12 protein-coding genes are annotated in these 16433 nt (G+C 59.7%); 7 read left to right on the plus strand and 5 right to left on the minus strand.

Features of this window, described 5'->3' with window-relative positions; translation table 11 throughout:
• The first annotated feature begins 59 nt into the window (after nt 1–59).
• The gene (locus AGR2A_RS29620) at nt 60–248 is read left to right on the plus strand and encodes a hypothetical protein (protein ID WP_003506556.1); all 189 of its coding nucleotides are present in this window, start codon (nt 60–62) and stop codon (nt 246–248) included.
• A gap of 179 nt (nt 249–427) precedes the next feature.
• Here the strand turns inward: AGR2A_RS29620 and AGR2A_RS16345 are convergent, their stop codons facing one another.
• Nucleotides 428–2239 (minus strand): IlvD/Edd family dehydratase, encoded by a 1812-nt coding sequence (locus tag AGR2A_RS16345; RefSeq protein ID WP_035208190.1) that lies wholly within the window; start codon nt 2237–2239, stop codon nt 428–430.
• Between the two features lie 523 nt (nt 2240–2762).
• Between AGR2A_RS16345 and ytfQ the strand changes: the two genes are divergently transcribed.
• From ytfQ to AGR2A_RS16370, 5 genes are all read left to right on the plus strand, one after another.
• The gene (gene ytfQ, locus AGR2A_RS16350; RefSeq protein WP_004438884.1) at nt 2763–3722 is read left to right on the plus strand and encodes a galactofuranose ABC transporter, galactofuranose-binding protein YtfQ; all 960 of its coding nucleotides are present in this window, start codon (nt 2763–2765) and stop codon (nt 3720–3722) included.
• A 303-nt stretch (nt 3723–4025) separates the two neighbouring features.
• Entirely contained in the window at nt 4026–5549 is a 1524-nt protein-coding gene (locus AGR2A_RS16355) for a sugar ABC transporter ATP-binding protein (RefSeq protein WP_080823207.1), read from the plus strand.
• A complete protein-coding gene (locus tag AGR2A_RS16360) occupies nt 5549–6589 on the plus strand; it encodes an ABC transporter permease (protein WP_167378245.1) in 1041 nt (346 codons plus the stop codon). The genes AGR2A_RS16355 and AGR2A_RS16360 overlap by 1 nt, the downstream gene beginning before the upstream one ends.
• Entirely contained in the window at nt 6586–7566 is a 981-nt protein-coding gene (yjfF, locus tag AGR2A_RS16365; RefSeq protein WP_006697252.1) for a galactofuranose ABC transporter, permease protein YjfF, read from the plus strand. Before AGR2A_RS16360 ends, yjfF begins: the two co-directional genes overlap by 4 nt.
• 17 nt (nt 7567–7583) lie before the next feature.
• Nucleotides 7584–8318, plus strand: coding sequence for a FadR/GntR family transcriptional regulator (locus AGR2A_RS16370; RefSeq protein WP_004438874.1), 735 nt, complete (start codon nt 7584–7586; stop codon nt 8316–8318).
• A gap of 66 nt (nt 8319–8384) precedes the next feature.
• Here the strand turns inward: AGR2A_RS16370 and AGR2A_RS16375 are convergent, their stop codons facing one another.
• A complete protein-coding gene (locus AGR2A_RS16375) occupies nt 8385–9602 on the minus strand; it encodes an MFS transporter (protein WP_080823209.1) in 1218 nt (405 codons plus the stop codon).
• 184 nt (nt 9603–9786) lie between these two features.
• Here AGR2A_RS16375 and AGR2A_RS16380 point away from each other — a divergent pair, with 184 nt between their 5' ends.
• A complete protein-coding gene (locus tag AGR2A_RS16380) occupies nt 9787–10725 on the plus strand; it encodes an AraC family transcriptional regulator (RefSeq protein WP_035208187.1) in 939 nt (312 codons plus the stop codon).
• A gap of 29 nt (nt 10726–10754) precedes the next feature.
• Here AGR2A_RS16380 and AGR2A_RS16385 read toward each other — a convergent pair whose 3' ends face one another.
• Genes AGR2A_RS16385 through AGR2A_RS16395 form a run of 3 tightly spaced genes read right to left on the minus strand, consistent with a single transcriptional unit; the run spans nt 10755 to nt 16226 of the window.
• Nucleotides 10755–14033 (minus strand): error-prone DNA polymerase, encoded by a 3279-nt coding sequence (locus AGR2A_RS16385; RefSeq protein ID WP_080823210.1) that lies wholly within the window; start codon nt 14031–14033, stop codon nt 10755–10757.
• Entirely contained in the window at nt 14030–15547 is a 1518-nt protein-coding gene (locus AGR2A_RS16390) for a Y-family DNA polymerase (RefSeq protein ID WP_167378220.1), read from the minus strand. Before AGR2A_RS16390 ends, AGR2A_RS16385 begins: the two co-directional genes overlap by 4 nt.
• Entirely contained in the window at nt 15462–16226 is a 765-nt protein-coding gene (locus tag AGR2A_RS16395; RefSeq protein ID WP_080823211.1) for an ImuA family protein, read from the minus strand. The genes AGR2A_RS16390 and AGR2A_RS16395 overlap by 86 nt, the downstream gene beginning before the upstream one ends.
• Nucleotides 16227–16433: the final 207 nt, after the last annotated feature.

The raw sequence follows: 16433 nt of genomic DNA on the forward strand, positions 1-16433 counted from the left end.
ATCATGGCAACGCGCGAAACTTAACGCTACGTTAACTCGCGTGAAGAAGGGAAACGGCCATGGTAGCAGGGTTCAACATGCTCTCCTTTGACCTCTTTGGCATCGGCCGAAGGATGCCCGTCGTCAATGAGCGGGTGGAGACCGAGTTTCAGGACAAAACACCGCGCAGACCCGACGACGAATCGCACGATGACGATCGCGATCAGGAATATGAACTGTTTTTCTGGTCGCTTTACCCGGTGATTTGAGCGTCTGCCGCACGCTCCAAGCCATCGACACATTGACCCTCCGTGGCCTCATGATGCGGGGCGCGGGGCGCATGATAGCGTTGGTCGGTCCGTAGACCTCAATATTTCTAGTTTACCGTTAAAAGAAACGAAAGCGGCCCCGAGGTTGTCCTCGGGGCCGCATAGTCTTGTGATGGCTGTTAGTGGTTGTCGCGCGGCAGGCCCTTGGTCTGGGCGATGCGCTGATACTTCACGGCAGGTTCCAGGACCGCGCCGGTTTCCATCTGGCTGACGATGCCGCGCTGGATTTCCTGCCATGGCGTCTGGTGGTCAGGGAACTTGTAGCCACCCTCTGCATGCAGAGCCTCGTAACGCTTGGCCAGTTCTTCACCAGAAATCAGGATATCCGCCTTGCCGCGGCCTACATCGATGCGGACGCGGTCGCCTGTCTGCAGAACGGCAAGGCCGCCACCTGCTGCTGCTTCAGGGGAAGCATTGAGGATGGACGGGCTGCCCGAAGTGCCTGACTGACGGCCATCGCCGATGCAGGGCAGCGAGTTGACGCCTTCCTTCAGCAGATAATCCGGAGCGCGCATGTTCACGACTTCTGCCGCGCCGGGATAACCGATCGGGCCGGCACCGCGCATGAACAGGATGGTGTTGGCGTCGATCTTCAGCGACGGATCATCGATGCGGTGATGATAGTCTTCCGGACCGTCGAACACCACGGCACGTCCTTCAAAAGCTTCGGGATCGTTCGGGTTGGAAAGGTAACGGTTGCGGAACTCTTCCGAAATCACACTCGTCTTCATGATGGCGGAGGAGAACAGGTTACCGCGTAGAACGCGGAAGCCGGCGCGCTCCTTGAGCGGCTGTTCATAGGGGCGAATGACCTTTTCGTCCTCGATGATCGCGCCACGGCAGTTTTCGCCGATGGTCTTGCCGTTGACCGTCATGGCATCTTCCATGATCAGCCCCTGGGTCATCAGCTGGTTGACGACAGCAGGAACGCCGCCGGCATGGTAATAATCCTCGCCGAGATACTCACCGGCCGGCTGCAGGTTAACGAGCAGCGGTACGTCTTCACCATAGGTCTGCCAGTCATCCACTGTCAGCTCGACGCCGACGTGACGTGCAAGGCCGTTCAGGTGGATCGGTGCGTTGGTGGAGCCGCCAATCGCCGAGTTGACGCGGATGGCGTTGATGAACGCATCCTTTGTCATGATGTCCGATGGCTTCAGGTCTTCCTTGACCATTTCGACGATACGCAGACCGGTGAGGTAGGAGACTTCCTGACGATCACGGTAAGGCGCCGGGATGGCGGCGGAGCCGGGAAGCTGCATGCCCAGCGCCTCGGCAAGCGAATTCATGGTCGTCGCCGTGCCCATGGTGTTGCAATAGCCGGTCGACGGAGCCGAGGAAGCGACAAGCTTGACGAAGCCCTGATAATCGATCTCACCCTTCGCCAGCAGTTCACGCGCCTTCCAGACGATGGTGCCGGAGCCGGTGCGTTCACCGCGGAACCAGCCGTTCAGCATCGGGCCGACGGAAAGGGCGATGGCCGGAATGTTGACGGTGGCCGCCGCCATGAGACAGGCAGGCGTGGTCTTGTCACAGCCGATGGTCAGAACGACGCCGTCGAGCGGATAGCCATAAAGCACTTCCACGAGGCCGAGATAGGCGAGGTTACGGTCGAGACCTGCGGTCGGCCGCTTGCCGGTTTCCTGGATCGGGTGAACCGGAAATTCGATGGCGATGCCGCCAGCTTCACGGATACCTTCGCGCAGGCGGTTTGCCAGTTCCAGATGGTGACGGTTGCAAGGAGAAAGGTCCGAACCCGTCTGCGCGATGCCGATGATCGGGCGGTCGGACTGAAGCTCGGCCTGGCTCAGACCGAAGTTCATGTAACGCTCGAGATAAAGCGCGGTCATATCCGCATTTGCGGGGTTGTCGAACCAGGCGCGTGAGCGAAGCTTGCCTTGTGTTGCAGGCAGTTTGTCGGATGTAGTCATGATGCAGGTCTCCAGCCGGAAGTGGCCAACGGTAAAATATTACGAAATGCGACAAGCTTATGTTGTGCGCAAGGAAAATGGAATCAGCTTTCGGAGAACACGCATAACCGACAGAGCAGCGCCAGACGAGTGACCTGAAGCCGTTCTTCGGATTTAGCCGAATATTTTTCGGTATTTATGGTGATACCGGTGTCGCGCAACGGCCTCTCCCTCCCATGCCTTTCGGGAATGCGGCTAGCTCTTCGGCTCCGCGCTCCGCCTTTTATAAAGTCTCTTTATTTGTATTACTATTAGAGACAATCGCCTTCTGTCAAGTTGCCTCTGAGGCCGCGACAAGCCGGTTCTGCAAGCGGAAAAATGGGGCTTTCTTTCGTTCAACCCATTGAATCATCGTATTATGGCGAAAATTCACCGCAGTTCACCGAAGCCAAATTGCGGAAAGGCTAAAAAATCGCTTTTCAAGAGTATTACTATATGCTCATAGTGATCGCGTCACGCTGACATCATCTCTGGGAGGATTAAGATGAGAAAAGCTCTCGCGACAGTTACTGTCGCCGTTTCGCTGTGCCTTGCATCAAGTGTTTCCGCCAAATCGCTTACCGTCGGCTTCTCGCAGATCGGTTCGGAATCCGGCTGGCGCGCGGCTGAAACCACCGTTACCAAACAGCAGGCCGAGAAGCGCGGCGTCACGCTTAAGTTCGCCGACGCGCAACAGAAGCAGGAAAACCAGATCAAGGCCGTTCGCGGCTTTATCGCGCAGGGCGTCGACGCAATCCTGATTGCACCGGTCGTCGCAACGGGCTGGGATGCTGTCCTGAAGGAAGCCAAGGAAGAGAAAATCCCTGTCATCCTGCTCGATCGCCAGATCGAGGCTCCCGATGATCTTTACCTGACCGCAGTTACCTCGGACCAGGTCCACGAAGGCAAGGTTGCCGGTGACTGGCTGGTGAAGGACGTCGGTTCCAAGGATTGCAAGGTGGTGGAATTGCAGGGCACGACCGGCTCCTCGCCCGCCATCAATCGCAAGAAGGGCTTCGAGCAAGCCATCGCTTCACACGCCAATATCAAGATCGTCCGCTCGCAGACGGGTGACTTTACCCGCACCAAGGGTAAGGAAGTGATGGAAAGCTTCATCAAGGCCGAAGGCGGCGGCAAGGACATCTGTGCCGTCTACGCCCACAATGACGACATGGCCGTTGGCGCGATCCAGGCGATCAAGGAAGCCGGTCTCAAGCCCGGAACCGACATCAAGGTCGTGTCGATCGACGCCGTGCCTGACATCTTCAAGGCCATGGCAGCCGGTGAAGCCAACGCCACCGTGGAACTGACGCCCGACATGGCCGGCCCGGCATTCGACGCGCTCGAAGCCTATCTGAAAGACAAGAAGGCTCCGGCGAAGTGGATTCAGACCGAATCCAAGCTCTACACGGCATCTGACGACCCGATGAAGGTCTACGAGGCGAAGAAGGGCCTGGGTTACTAAGCCATTCTTTGCAGAAACGGCGCGTGGATTGCGCCGTCTCTTTCTGTTGAGGAGAACGAAACCCCTCCGATCCAGTCTGCAGAATGATCTCGTATGGAGCGAGCGCATGCCACTTGTTTCTTCTCCCCGTCCGGGGAGAAGTCCGCGGCAGCGGGATGAGGGGGGGCGCAAGCCTGGAGATGTCAGGAGAGCTTGCCCCCTCATCCGACCCTTCGGCCCACCTTATCCCCGGCGGGGATGAAGAAATACGCCGCTCCCTGCCGATTGCCCTACCAAAACCCATTGCAATACGGAAACTGCTCAATGTCCGAAACGGCACCACTTCTGGAAGCACGCGCCATCGGCAAATCCTTTTTGGGGATCACGGCGCTGGATGGCGTCGACTTTTTGCTTGGGCACGGCGAAATCCATGCCCTGCTCGGCGAAAACGGCGCGGGCAAATCGACGCTGATCAAAATCCTGACGGGCGTCTACAGCCGCGGCAGCGGATCAGTCTTTCTGGAAGGCAGCGAAATCTCGCCCGCCAATGTGGGTGAGGCGCAGGCCCTTGGCATCGGCACCGTCTATCAGGAGGTCAACCTTCTCGAAAACCTCACCGTTGCGGAGAACCTCTACCTTGGCCGCCAGCCGCGGCGCTTCGGGCTGATCGACCGCAGCACGATGCAAAAGAATTCGCAGGCGCTGCTTTCCCAGTACGGCCTTTCCATTGACGTCAACGCCCTTCTCTCCAGCTATTCCGTCGCCATCCGTCAGATCATCGCCATCGCCCGCGCCGTCGATCTTTCCGGCAAGGTGCTGGTGCTGGACGAACCGACCGCCAGCCTCGACGCTCATGAGGTTGAAATGCTGTTCGGCGTGCTCAAAAAACTGCGGGCGCGCGGTATCGGTATCGTAATCATCACTCATTTCCTCAATCAGGTCTACGATATCGCCGACCGGGTGACGGTGCTGCGCAACGGCCGGCTTGTCGGCACACGCGAAATCGGCAGCCTGCCGCGTTCCGAGTTGATATCGATGATGCTCGGCCGGGAACTTCAACAGATTACCCATGACCATCAGGCGACCGAAGAAACAATCGCCGAAGGCGAGCCAAGCATTCGCTTCGAAGGTTATGGCAAACGCGGCAGCGTCTCTCCCTTCGATCTCGGGATACGCCCCGGGGAAATCGTCGGCGTGGCAGGGCTTCTCGGCTCCGGCCGGACCGAAACGGCATTCCTGCTCTTCGGCATAGATCGCCCCGACACGGGCAAAGCCACGATCGACGGGCAGGCGGTGACGATTTCTTCTCCCGAGGCGGCGATTGCGGCCGGCTTCGGTTTCTGTCCCGAAGAACGCAAGACGGACGGCATCATTGGTGATTTCTCCGTGACCGACAACATCGCGCTGGCCCTTCAGGCCCGGCGGGGATGGGCGCGGCCGCTGTCGCGCCGGCAAAAGGCGGAGCTGGCGGAAGGTTTCATCAAATCCCTTGATATCCGCCCGGCCGACCCCGACCGGCCGATCAAGTTCCTGTCCGGCGGCAACCAGCAGAAGGCCATCCTGGCCCGCTGGCTGGCCACCCATCCCCGGCTTCTGATCCTCGACGAGCCGACACGCGGCATCGATATCGGCGCCCACGCGGAAATTCTCAAAATGATCGAAAAACTCTGCGGTGAGGGCATGTCGCTTGTCGTCATATCCTCCGAACTGGAGGAACTCACCGCCGTGGCGCATCGTGTCGTCGTGCTTTCCGACCGCCGGCATGTCAGCGAGCTGAAAGGCGGCGAAGTGACGGCCGACAATATCATGCGTGCGATCGCAGATGCGGCCAGAACGGAGGCGGCATGATGACGGCAGTCAATCGGCGTCTTAGAAGACTTGCACCGCAGCTTGCTGCGCTTTTTATCATTCTCGCAGCGATTACAATCATTTCGCCCGGCTTCCTCAATGTGTCGTTTCAAAATGGCAGGCTCTATGGCAGTCTGGTGGATATTCTTGTGCGCGCCGCCCCCGTGGCGCTGCTCACCATCGGCATGACGCTGGTCATCGCGACCAAGGGCATCGATCTTTCCATTGGTGCTGTCATCGCCATCTGCGGCGCCGTCGCCGCCACGCTCATCAGCAATGGACATTCCATTCCCGCCGTCATCGCCATTTCGCTTGGCGTGGGAATTGTCTGTGGCCTCTGGAACGGCGTGCTGGTTGCCCTTCTCGACATACAGCCTATCATCGCCACGCTGATCCTCATGGTGGCAGGGCGCGGCATCGCGCAGCTCATCACCGAGGGCGTCATCCTCACGTTCAACAATGACAGCTTTTCCGCGATCGGCTCCGGCGCATTTGCCGGTGTGCCCCTGCCCGTCATCATCTGGATAACGGCCGCGCTCCTGATAGGCTTTCTCGTTCGCAAGAGCGCACTCGGTTTCCTGATCGAAGCGACCGGCATCAATCGCCGTGCAGCGGCTCTCGCCGGTGTAAGGGCGCGCTTTCTGCTGTTCTTCGTCTATGCCGTTTCCGGTCTTTGCGCGGCGATCGCCGGCATGATCGTGACGGCGGATATTCGTGGCGCGGATGCCAACAATGCCGGCCTCTGGCTGGAATTGGACGCCATCTTGGCGGTGGTCATCGGCGGCACTTCACTAAATGGTGGCCGCTTCTCCATCACCGCATCGCTGATCGGCGCGCTCATCATCCAGACCATCAATACCGGCATCCTCGTCTCGGGCTTTCCGCCGGAATTCAACCTCATCATAAAGGCCGGCATCATCATGGTGGTGCTGACGCTGCAATCTCCGGCGATCATGGCCGTCCTCGGTTTCGTGAAAGCGCCAAAGCAGCACGTCAAAACCGCCACCAACGGTATTACCAAGGAAGGAACCGCGCGATGATCCACAGCCGCAACCTGCCCTTCCTCACCACGCTGACGATTTTCGTTGTCGCCTATCTTCTTTGCGTGATGCAATATCCGGCGATCTTTTCGACGCGGGTGATCGGAAATCTTCTTACAGACAACGCCTTTCTCGGCATAGCCGCCGTCGGCATGACTTTCGTCATCCTGTCAGGCGGCATCGATCTCTCGATTGGTTCGGTCATTGCCTTCACCAGCGTCTTTGTGGCCGTCCTGGTCGGCACCTATAACATCCATCCGCTGCTTGCCTTCGCCATCGTGCTTTTGATTTCCACGCTGTTTGGCTGCCTCATGGGCGCGATGATCCGCTTTCTGTCCATCCCGCCTTTTGTGGTGACACTCGCGGGCATGTTCCTGGCGCGCGGGGCTGCCTATCTGATCTCCACCCAGTCGGTGCCGATCTCACATCCTTTCATCGATGCGATACAGGGCTTTTATTTCCGCTTTCCAGGCGGCGGCAGGCTGACGGCGCTCGCCATGCTCATGCTTCTCGTCTTCGCCGCCGGCATGCTGATCGCAAGCCGCACCCGCTTCGGTGCCAATGTCTATGCGCTGGGCGGCAATCCGCAATCTGCCGAGCTGATGGGCGTGCCGATCGGGACCACCACCATCGGCATCTATGCACTTTCCGGCTTTCTCTCCGGCCTCGCTGGCATCGTTTATACGCTTTACACTTCGTCAGGTTACTCGCTGGCGACGGTGGGCGTAGAGCTGGACGCGATCGCCGCCGTCGTCATCGGCGGTACACTTCTGACCGGTGGCACGGGATTGGTTGCGGGAACATTTGTCGGGCTTTTGATCCAAGGCCTGATCCAGACCTACATCGTTTTTGATGGAACCCTGTCCTCCTGGTGGACGAAAATCGTCATCGGCGTGCTGCTTTTCGTGTTCATCGTGTTGCAGCGCGCAATCATCTGGTATTCAAACAGGAGACTGGCCGGACCGCATCCGGCATAACGCAAACGGAGGCTTGCTTGGGGCTGCTCGAAACGACGATTAGCGGGCGAAAACGCCGGAACAGCCACGCGCATGTGGTTTCCGAACTCGGCAGCGCCATCGTCTCGGGCAGGATCGCCGAAGGCTCTCTGCTGCCCAACGATGCGGAGCTCTCCATGCGTTTCGGCGTCTCGCGCACGGTGCTGCGCGAAACCATGAAGACGCTGGCGGCCAAGCGGCTGGTGGAACCGAAGGCGAAGGTGGGTACCCGGGTGCTCGACCGTTCGAGCTGGAATTTCTTTGATCCAGATGTGCTGGGCTGGCGCTGCGAAGCTGGCATCGACCAGGAATTTGTGAAGCACCTGGCTGAAATTCGGCTGGCGCTGGAGCCGGCGGCGGCGGCGGCCGCAGCTCTCCAGGCCTCCAATGAAGATATTGTCTCGCTTTACGTCATCGCCGCAAAATTCGACAATCCGCAGCATACGCCAGAGAGCATCGCCAAGGTGGATCTCGAGTTCCATCTTGCCGTCGCGCATATGTCCGGCAATCCCTTCATGCGTTCGGCAAGCGGGCTGATCGAGGCGGCGCTTGCCATCTCATTCCAGCTTTCGTCACCGGCCGCCTCGCCCGACACCATCGCCGAGATCGCATCCAACCACCTTCGCATTGTCCACGCCATCGCGGCGCGGGACGCGGATGCGGCGGTGAAGGCCATGCGGCATGTGATCGAAGTGGGCAAGGACCGGACGCAGAAGGCGATCAAGACGGTTTGAAACCCGAAACCGGTCGTAGTGAAGGCGGGCCCACAAGAATGCAGGCCCATTCCTCTCGCCAGGTCCTCAGCCCTGCGATGCCTCTACCTGCGGCACCACGCCGCGCCGCGACGCCATCAGCGAGGCGCCGAGAAGAGCTGCGATGGCCACGAAGACGAACACCATGGTTGCGCCCTGGAGATCGATCAGCAGGCCGCCAAGAACCGCACCGCTGGAAATAGCGATCTGGAATGTCGTAAGCAGCAGCGCACCCGCACTCTCGGCCTCATCCGAGGCAACACGCGTGATGAAACTCTGCACGCTGACGGGCAATGCGCCGAAAGCAAAACCCCAGGAGGCGATGGCAAGGCCCGCAACAACGGGAGATGCGCCGGCAATCACCAGGATGGAAGCCGATGCGGCGATCAGCGTCGCGGCGAAGGTCACCGCCCAGGCCGTGTTCTTTTCGGCAAGGAAACCGCCGAAAAGATTGCCGAAGAAACCGCCGATACCGTAAATCAGCAGAACAAGCGAAATCGCCTCCACGCCAAGCTGCGGCACGTCTTCCAGGAACGGTCGGACATAGGTAAAGCCGGCAAAGTGGCCCGCAACGATAAATAGCGTCGTCAAAAGACCGATCCGGACCGGCGTTCGCTGAAGCAACCGGAACATGGTGGAAAGGCCGGGGGCACCGGCCGGCGGCAGCGAAGGCACGGTGAGCAATTGCACGGCGAGCGCAATGACGCCGAGCACGCCGGCAACGACGAAAGCCGATCGCCAGCCGAGCGTCGCGCCAATCCACGCGCCCACCGGTGCCGCACACACGGTTGCGACGGAGACCCCGGTAAGGATGATGGCCATGGCGCGTGGCATTTTTTCAATAGGCACGAGCCGCAACGCCAGCGCCGCCGACATGGCCCAGAAGCCGCCAAGACCGATGCCCAGCAGGACACGCGAGGCAAAGAGCATGAAAAGCCCATTGGCAAAGGCGGCCAGCGTGCTGGAGATGATCAGCAGCGTGGTCAGCCCCAGCAGGGTCCAGCGCCGGTCAATGCCGCGTGTGCCGATGACGACACCCGGACCTGCAACCGCCGCGACCAGCGCCGTGACGGTTATGGATTGCCCGGCAATGCCGGAGCTAATGGAGAGATCGGCCGATAGCGGCGTCAGGAGGCTGACGGGCAGGAATTCCGCCGTTACCAGTCCGAAAACGCCGAGCGAAAGTGAAACCACAGCGGCCCATTTCGCATCCGGCTCCTGTCTGCGCGGCGTATATTCCAGTTCGTTTATGGTCCGGCTATTCATGAAAATCTCCTGATGCGCATTCCCAGAACGCGTCGTGAAACGGAAAGGGCAAGGCGAGGAAGCCGGTTGGGAGCCCTTCTTCGACGACTGCAAATCGATGCAAGCAGGCTATGCGTGACAGCCCGGCGTTTCCATGCTAGAAAATCCGTATTCCTTAACCAATCGTCCGAATATGCGAGATACCATGAACGATGCCCTGACGGAAATGTTGCGTGGCCTTAGGCTTGACGGTGTGGAATATGGCCGCTGCCGCATGGCCACCCCCTGGGCGACAGCTTTTCCCGAACAGGAGGCGGCGCGGTTTCATTTCATCGGCGTGGGGCATGCGAAATTACAAAAACCCTCGGGTGAATGGCTGACCCTGACATGTGGCGACGCGGTGCTTCTGCCGCGCGGGCATGCACATGTGCTGGCGAGCGGTGAAAAGGTGGCCCCTTCCCCCTTCGACCGGTTCGGCAAGAAGGAAGTGTGCCAGGGCATTTTCGACATGGAGTGCGCGAGTGCGGGTGGCGATACCGTGGCTTTCACCGCTTCGATGCGTTTCAACATGGATAATCTGCATCCGCTGCTGCAGCTGATGCCTGACGTGATGCTGACCAGCGATCTGGCCAAAAGCGATCCGGCCATTCCGCATCTTCTGGAAGCCATGACGCGGGAGGTCGAGCTGAACCGCGTCGGCGCGGGTGGCATTCTGGCAAGGCTTGCCGATGTGTTGACTGCAACGCTGATCCGTACTTGGGTGGAATATGGCTGTGGCGATTCCAGCGGCTGGCTTGCCGCCGTGCGCAATCCCGAACTCGGCCGCGTGCTCGCCGCCATTCACCTCAATCCCGAAAAGGACTGGAGCGTGGAAGAGCTTGCCTCATTGATGGGCGCATCCCGCTCAAGTTTCGCGGAACGTTTCACCCGCGTGGTAGGAGAAAGCCCCGCGCGTTATGTGGTGCGGGTGCGCATGCATCAGGCGCGGCTGTGGCTGCGAGAGGGCATGCGGGTGACGCTGGCGGCCGAAAAGCTCGGTTACGATTCCGAGGCCTCTTTCAGCCGCGCCTTCAAACGGGTAATCGGCGCACCACCCAGCCAGTTCCGCAGGAAAGATGCGGCAGGGCTGGAGGATGCGGCTTAAGACGCGCCCTCTCGGCGGAAACCTCGGACTCAGTGGAAATTACGGGAAATGACCTTTATCCGCTCCACCGCATCTTCATCATGGGTGGCCGGCGGCGGTCTTTTCCTGATGGCGCGGTGATCTTCCTGTGGCATGCCATGGTGAAACTCGTCACCACGCCCGTGCGGCAGCGGAAACGCGTGGTTGCGCTCGCCCACACTAGCAAGCGCCTGTGACAGATCGGTCAGCCGGTGGGCGACCAGATGCACGACTTCGCCTTCCCTTTGAATCTTGCCATAAATGCCGACCATACCGGCCGACAGCACCACGCGGCGGTATTTTTCGAAAGTTTTGACCCACAGCACCGCATTGGCGATACCCGTCTCGTCCTCCAGCGTCATGAAGATAACGCCTTTTGCCGAGCCGGGACGCTGGCGCACCAGCACCAGCCCGGCCGTTTCCAGCCATGTTCCGTCCCGAACGCGCACCGCCTCCGCACAGGTGACGATGCGGCGACGGGAAAGATCGCGCCGCAGGAAGGTCATGGGATGTTCGCGCAGCGTCAATCCCACATGACCGTAATCCTGCACAACCTCGCCACCGTCAGTCATGGGGCGGAGCATGACGGAGGGTTCCTGAAGCTCCTCGATAACGGCATTTTCCCTGATGGCAGCGGCAGCGAAAAGCGGCAGCGGCTCATCCCGCAAGGCCTTGATGGCCCAGAGCGCCTCGCGTCTGGCAAGACGAAGCGACGGCAGAAAGGCATCGGCTTCGGCGAGACAGACAAGGGCGGCGGCCGGAACACCCGCCCTTCGCCACAAATCATCCACGGAGACAAAAGGCCTATCCTGCCTGACATTGACTATATCGGCAGCATGATCATTGGAGAGCCCCTTCACCATGCGCATACCCAACCGCACGGCATAACGCTCTTTGCCACTCGCATCTTTCTCACCCGTAGGTTCCAGCGTGCAATCGAAGCGGCTGTGATTGACGCAGACCGGGCGTACTTCCACGCCATGATCACGCGCATCACGCACGATCTGCGCCGGAGCGTAAAATCCCATCGGCTGCGAGTTGAGAAGGGCAGTACAGAAAATATCGGGATGGTGGCATTTCAGCCATGAGGAGGCATAAGCAATCAAAGCGAAGGAAGCCGCGTGGCTTTCGGGAAAACCATAACTGCCGAAACCTTCCAGCTGCTTGAAGATTCGTTCGGCGAATTCCTTGTCATAGTCGCGCTCCACCATGCCATCGATCAGATCCTGCCTGAACTTGGAGATGGTGCCGACATTTTTGAAGGTTGCCATGGCGCGACGCAGCTGATCCGCCTTACCGGGTGAAAACCCGGCGCATTCGATGGCTATCTTCATGGCCTGTTCCTGAAACAGCGGGACCCCCAGCGTCTTTTCGAGAATATTTTTGAGCTCCGGTTTTTCGTACACAACGGGCTCTTTACCCTGACGCCGTCGCAAATAGGGATGCACCATATCCCCCTGAATGGGCCCAGGACGAACGATGGCGACCTGAATGACGAGGTCGTAAAACTCCTTCGGTCTCAGGCGCGGCAACATCGACATCTGCGCCCGGCTTTCAATCTGGAAAGTGCCTAGCGTGTCTGCCTTTTGGATCATTGCAAAGGTTGCAGGATCATCTGGCGGCATCGCAGCAAGATCGTATTTTTCTCCCGTACGCGCCTCAAGGAGATCGAAGCCGCGCTTCATGCAGGACAACATCCCAAGCGCCAGACAATCCATCTTCATGAACTGCACGATATCGATATCGTCCTTGTCCCATTCGATGATCTGACGACCGTCCATGGCGGCGGGCTCAATCGGCACGAGTTCATCTAGCCGATCATGGGAAAGCACGAAGCCGCCAGGATGTTGGCTGTGATGGCGTGGCGTGCCAACAAGCTGATTGGCAAGCTCGAAAGCCAGCTTCAGGCGGCGATCCTCCATATTGAGGTTTAGTTCCCTTACCTGTTTTTCACCAACACCTTCGCTCCAGCGCCATACTTGCGAGGACAGAAGCTTGGTCAAATCTTCCGGCAGGCCCAGTACTTTACCAACATCTCGCAATGCCCCTCGACCACGATAGCGGGTGACAACTGAGCAAAGCGCGGCTTTATCATGGCCATAGGTTTTGTAGACCCATTGAATAATTTCCTCACGTCGCTGATGCTCGAAATCCACGTCAATATCGGGCGGCTCACCCCGGTTTTCGGAAACGAAACGCTCAAAGACGAGATTGCTGAAACGAGCAGGATCAATGGCAGTGATACCAAGTACAAAACAGATAACTGAGTTTGCCGCCGAACCGCGTCCTTGGCACAAGATGTCCATCTTACGTGCCTGCCGGACGATAGCACTCACTGTCAGAAAATAGGGGGCGTAATTTAATCTGCCGACAACATCCAACTCATGATGCAGCGCCTTCTCCACCTTTTCGGGCAAACCATCCGGATACCTGACCGGCACCGCTTCCCAGACCATCTTCTCCAGCGCCTGTTGCGCCGTCAGCCCCGGCAAGCTGCGCTCCTCGGGATATTGATAGACCAGTTCCTTCAGTGAAAACTTACAGCGCTTCGTAATTTCGAGACTGCGGGCCAGCGCCTCGGGGTAACGGGCAAACAGCCGGTGCATCTCCTGCGGCGGCTTCATATAACGATCGGCATGGCGCTCGCGGCGAAAACCGGCCTCGTCGATGGTGCAATTGTGACGGATGCAGGTGACGACATCCTGCAACATGCGCCGTTCGGGCACATGAAACAGCACATCATTGGTTACCACGGTCGGCACACCAGCCGCGTCGGCCATAGCTGAGAGTTCGAAAAGCCGCATCTGATCATTGGGACGCCTCCTGAGACTGAGCGCCATATAGGCCCTGTCCGCAAAAGCGGCTTTCAGCCGCCGCAGGCGGAGCGCGCAGAGATCATCGGCCAGATCGGCGAGCAGCACCACGATCAGCCCTTCGCCATAGGTGACGAGATCGTCCCATGTCAGCCTGCACTTGCCCTTGCCGCCCCTTTTTTTGCCCACGGAAAGCAGCCGGCAAAGCCTGCCGTAAGCGGGGCGATCCATGGGATAAACAAGCACGGATAGATCGTCATCCAGATCGAGCCGGCAGCCGATGACAAGGCGGATGCCATGATTATTGGCTGCTTCATAAGCGCGGGGAATGCCTGCAAGGCTGTTGCGATCGACAATGCCCAGCGCCTCGATGCCGAGAATTTTTGCCTGTTCGAATAATTCGTCGCAGGAGCTCGCTCCGCGCAGAAAGGAAAAATGCGTGGTGACCTGAAGCTCGGCATAACGCGGCGTATTCATGCGAAGACCCCGTGGATGAACCAGCCCTGCGATCCCGTCTCGGCATGTTCGCCGTCACCGGAGCGGAAAATCCAGAAACGTTCGCCGCTTTCATTTTCCACCGTGAAATAATCGCGCACGGCGGCCTTTTCCCGGTCACGCTTCCACCATTCACCAAACACCCGTTCCGGCCCGTCGGCACGGCGCACATTGTGGCGTATGCCTTTCCAGATGAAATAACGCGGCGGATGGTCCGGGAGAAGCGCCATTGTCTCAACGGGTTCAGGTGTTGCAAGCAGTCTGACCGGGCGTGGCCAGTGGCCGGGCCAGCCGAGCGTATCCTCAGTGGCAAGTGCCGCAATGCGGGCAACGGAGCGTTCCGGCACGTCGCTCGCCACCGCTGCATAACGATAGACCCTGTGGCCGCGATTGAGGATGACATCGACCGTATCGGCGATGTCCGCACGCCCTTCTTCCAGAAGCGAGGATCTGACCTGCGCGGCGACAAGCGGTTCGGCATGGGAGGCGGTGAGCACCATCATCTCTATGCCGAAGCCGGGATCGATGGTGTCGATACGGTCAGTCAGAAGCCGGACAAGTTGCTTGACATCGCGCACCGGTCTTGATGTGCCCGCCCTGATCGCCTGCAGGCCGCTATCCACACGGTGCAGCACCAGATCGACCCGGCGGGCGCCGAGACCACGCCTTTCCAGGGCGGCGCAAAGCCCCGTGACCAGCTTTTGTGTATAACGGGCAATCGTTTCCGCCGCTGCGATCGGCTCTGGAAAGGCGCGCCGCACCTCCACCAGTTCGGCCACGCGCACCGGCTCTATGGGTTCGCCGATCTCTCCGAAAGCCTGCGCCAGACGCCGGACGACTTCCGGGCCGAAGCGCAAGGTGAGCGGCGCGCGCGGGGCTTCGGCAAGCTCACCGATGCTGCGAAAGCCGAGCACCTTCAACCCGGAAACGATACGGTCCTCCAGCCTCAGCGCGGCAAGTGGCAAGCTGCTGATCGCCACCCGTTGCCCACCCGGCGGTATGATGCTGATCTGCTCGCGGCCGAAACGCGCCAGTGCATGGGCCGCACCCCAGCTATCGGCAATGGCGGCGCGGGCGGCGAAGCCTGCGGCATGCTGGCGGTTGACCATCCCGCTCAGCATCAGCATCTCATTGCCGTGCAGATGATCTGCACCCGCCGTGTCCAGCACCAGCCCGTCCGGCGCATCGGCGGCGGCGATGGGGGCATAAATGCGCAGGAAATGAAAGGCCAGCTGCTCAAGGGCGCGGGCATCTCCAACCGCATCCAGATCTTCCACGAGAAGGCCGGGCACCAGCGCCTGCGCCTTGCTGACCGGCGTGCCAGGCCGGATGCCCGCCGCCTTCGCGGCCTTGTCGAGCGCCAGCGCCAGCCGGCGGCTGCCCTGGCGGCCGATCATGACCAGCGGCTTTTCAACCGGCGGCGCGTTCTGTCCCGACAGACGCCGGAAACGATCCGTCGGCCATGTCGGCAGGTAGAGCGAGACGACCCTTTGCATCACAGGCTTCCACTTCAAATTCGGCGCTTTCGCCGCCGCGACATCGCAAAAGCTCAAGAAACCAGCGGGACCTGCCCACCCCCGGCACCGGCAGGGGTGACGAGGGCCGCACGGAAATACGCCAGCGGGTGACGGCCGCCGTCGGTTCGCCGAACAGCGCCGCATCGGCCGGACGCCGGAAGTGGCGGATGGCAATGCCGGTCACGCCGGAAGTTTCCGCCGCCAGTTGCAGCCGCCGCGAAGCGTTCATCGGCAGTTTCGCCACTTCGCCCATCACCGCGCCGAAACCATTGCAGCGCAAGCCCTCCTCGAAACAGTCAAGCACGCCTTTCTCATCACGGCATTCAACGATGATGAGCCGGTTCTGCGACAGGCCAGCCTGTGTCAGCCCCGGCATGAACAGATCCTGCCGGGTGACGCACCATAAAACCTTGCCGGCAATCCTTGCTGCCACCCCGGCCGCAAAGAGAGCGGCCGCCGCACCATCGGCAGCGCCATTGCCGCCGCCGCTCAGCTCATGCAGGCAGCCGAGCTTCAGCCCGCCTCCCGGCAGGTGATGGTCGATGGCATCCACGCCGAAAGGCAAGGTCTCGTGCAGCCGCTCAGGGCCGCCACCGATCCTTTCCAGCCTTTCACGCAGCTCTTCGACAACGAGCAACTGATCCGCGCGTTTTTGCATGGCATGACAGGTTTCAATTCCGGTTATTCATCTTTATCGTTCTTGTTTTGTTCCTATTTCTGCAAAGAGTCAAGCAACAGGTTGGCGCTCTTCACCAGTTTGTACGGGAAGAGAGGATTCTGGCCTTGCGGCTATCTGTTGCGCCGTTAAAACGGAATTATCCGCTTGCCACCTGTTACCCTGACAGACCTGGCGACGGGCATCAGG

The sequence above is a fragment of the Agrobacterium genomosp. 2 str. CFBP 5494 genome, from assembly GCF_900013495.1.
GTDB lineage: Bacteria > Pseudomonadota > Alphaproteobacteria > Rhizobiales > Rhizobiaceae > Agrobacterium > Agrobacterium pusense.

Bases quoted from the DNA above. Each gene is read 5' to 3' on its own strand.
- AGR2A_RS29620 (WP_003506556.1), top strand. From the start codon at position 60: ATGGTAGCAGGGTTCAACATGCTCTCCTTTGACCTCTTTGGCATCGGC.
- AGR2A_RS16345 (WP_035208190.1), bottom strand. From the start codon at position 2,239: ATGACTACATCCGACAAACTGCCTGCAACACAAGGCAAGCTTCGCTCA.
- ytfQ (WP_004438884.1), top strand. From the start codon at position 2,763: ATGAGAAAAGCTCTCGCGACAGTTACTGTCGCCGTTTCGCTGTGCCTT.
- AGR2A_RS16355 (WP_080823207.1), top strand. From the start codon at position 4,026: ATGTCCGAAACGGCACCACTTCTGGAAGCACGCGCCATCGGCAAATCC.
- AGR2A_RS16360 (WP_167378245.1), top strand. From the start codon at position 5,549: ATGACGGCAGTCAATCGGCGTCTTAGAAGACTTGCACCGCAGCTTGCT.
- yjfF (WP_006697252.1), top strand. From the start codon at position 6,586: ATGATCCACAGCCGCAACCTGCCCTTCCTCACCACGCTGACGATTTTC.
- AGR2A_RS16375 (WP_080823209.1), bottom strand. From the start codon at position 9,602: ATGAATAGCCGGACCATAAACGAACTGGAATATACGCCGCGCAGACAG.
- AGR2A_RS16380 (WP_035208187.1), top strand. From the start codon at position 9,787: ATGAACGATGCCCTGACGGAAATGTTGCGTGGCCTTAGGCTTGACGGT.
- AGR2A_RS16385 (WP_080823210.1), bottom strand. From the start codon at position 14,033: ATGAATACGCCGCGTTATGCCGAGCTTCAGGTCACCACGCATTTTTCC.
- AGR2A_RS16390 (WP_167378220.1), bottom strand. From the start codon at position 15,547: ATGCAAAGGGTCGTCTCGCTCTACCTGCCGACATGGCCGACGGATCGT.
- AGR2A_RS16395 (WP_080823211.1), bottom strand. From the start codon at position 16,226: ATGCAAAAACGCGCGGATCAGTTGCTCGTTGTCGAAGAGCTGCGTGAA.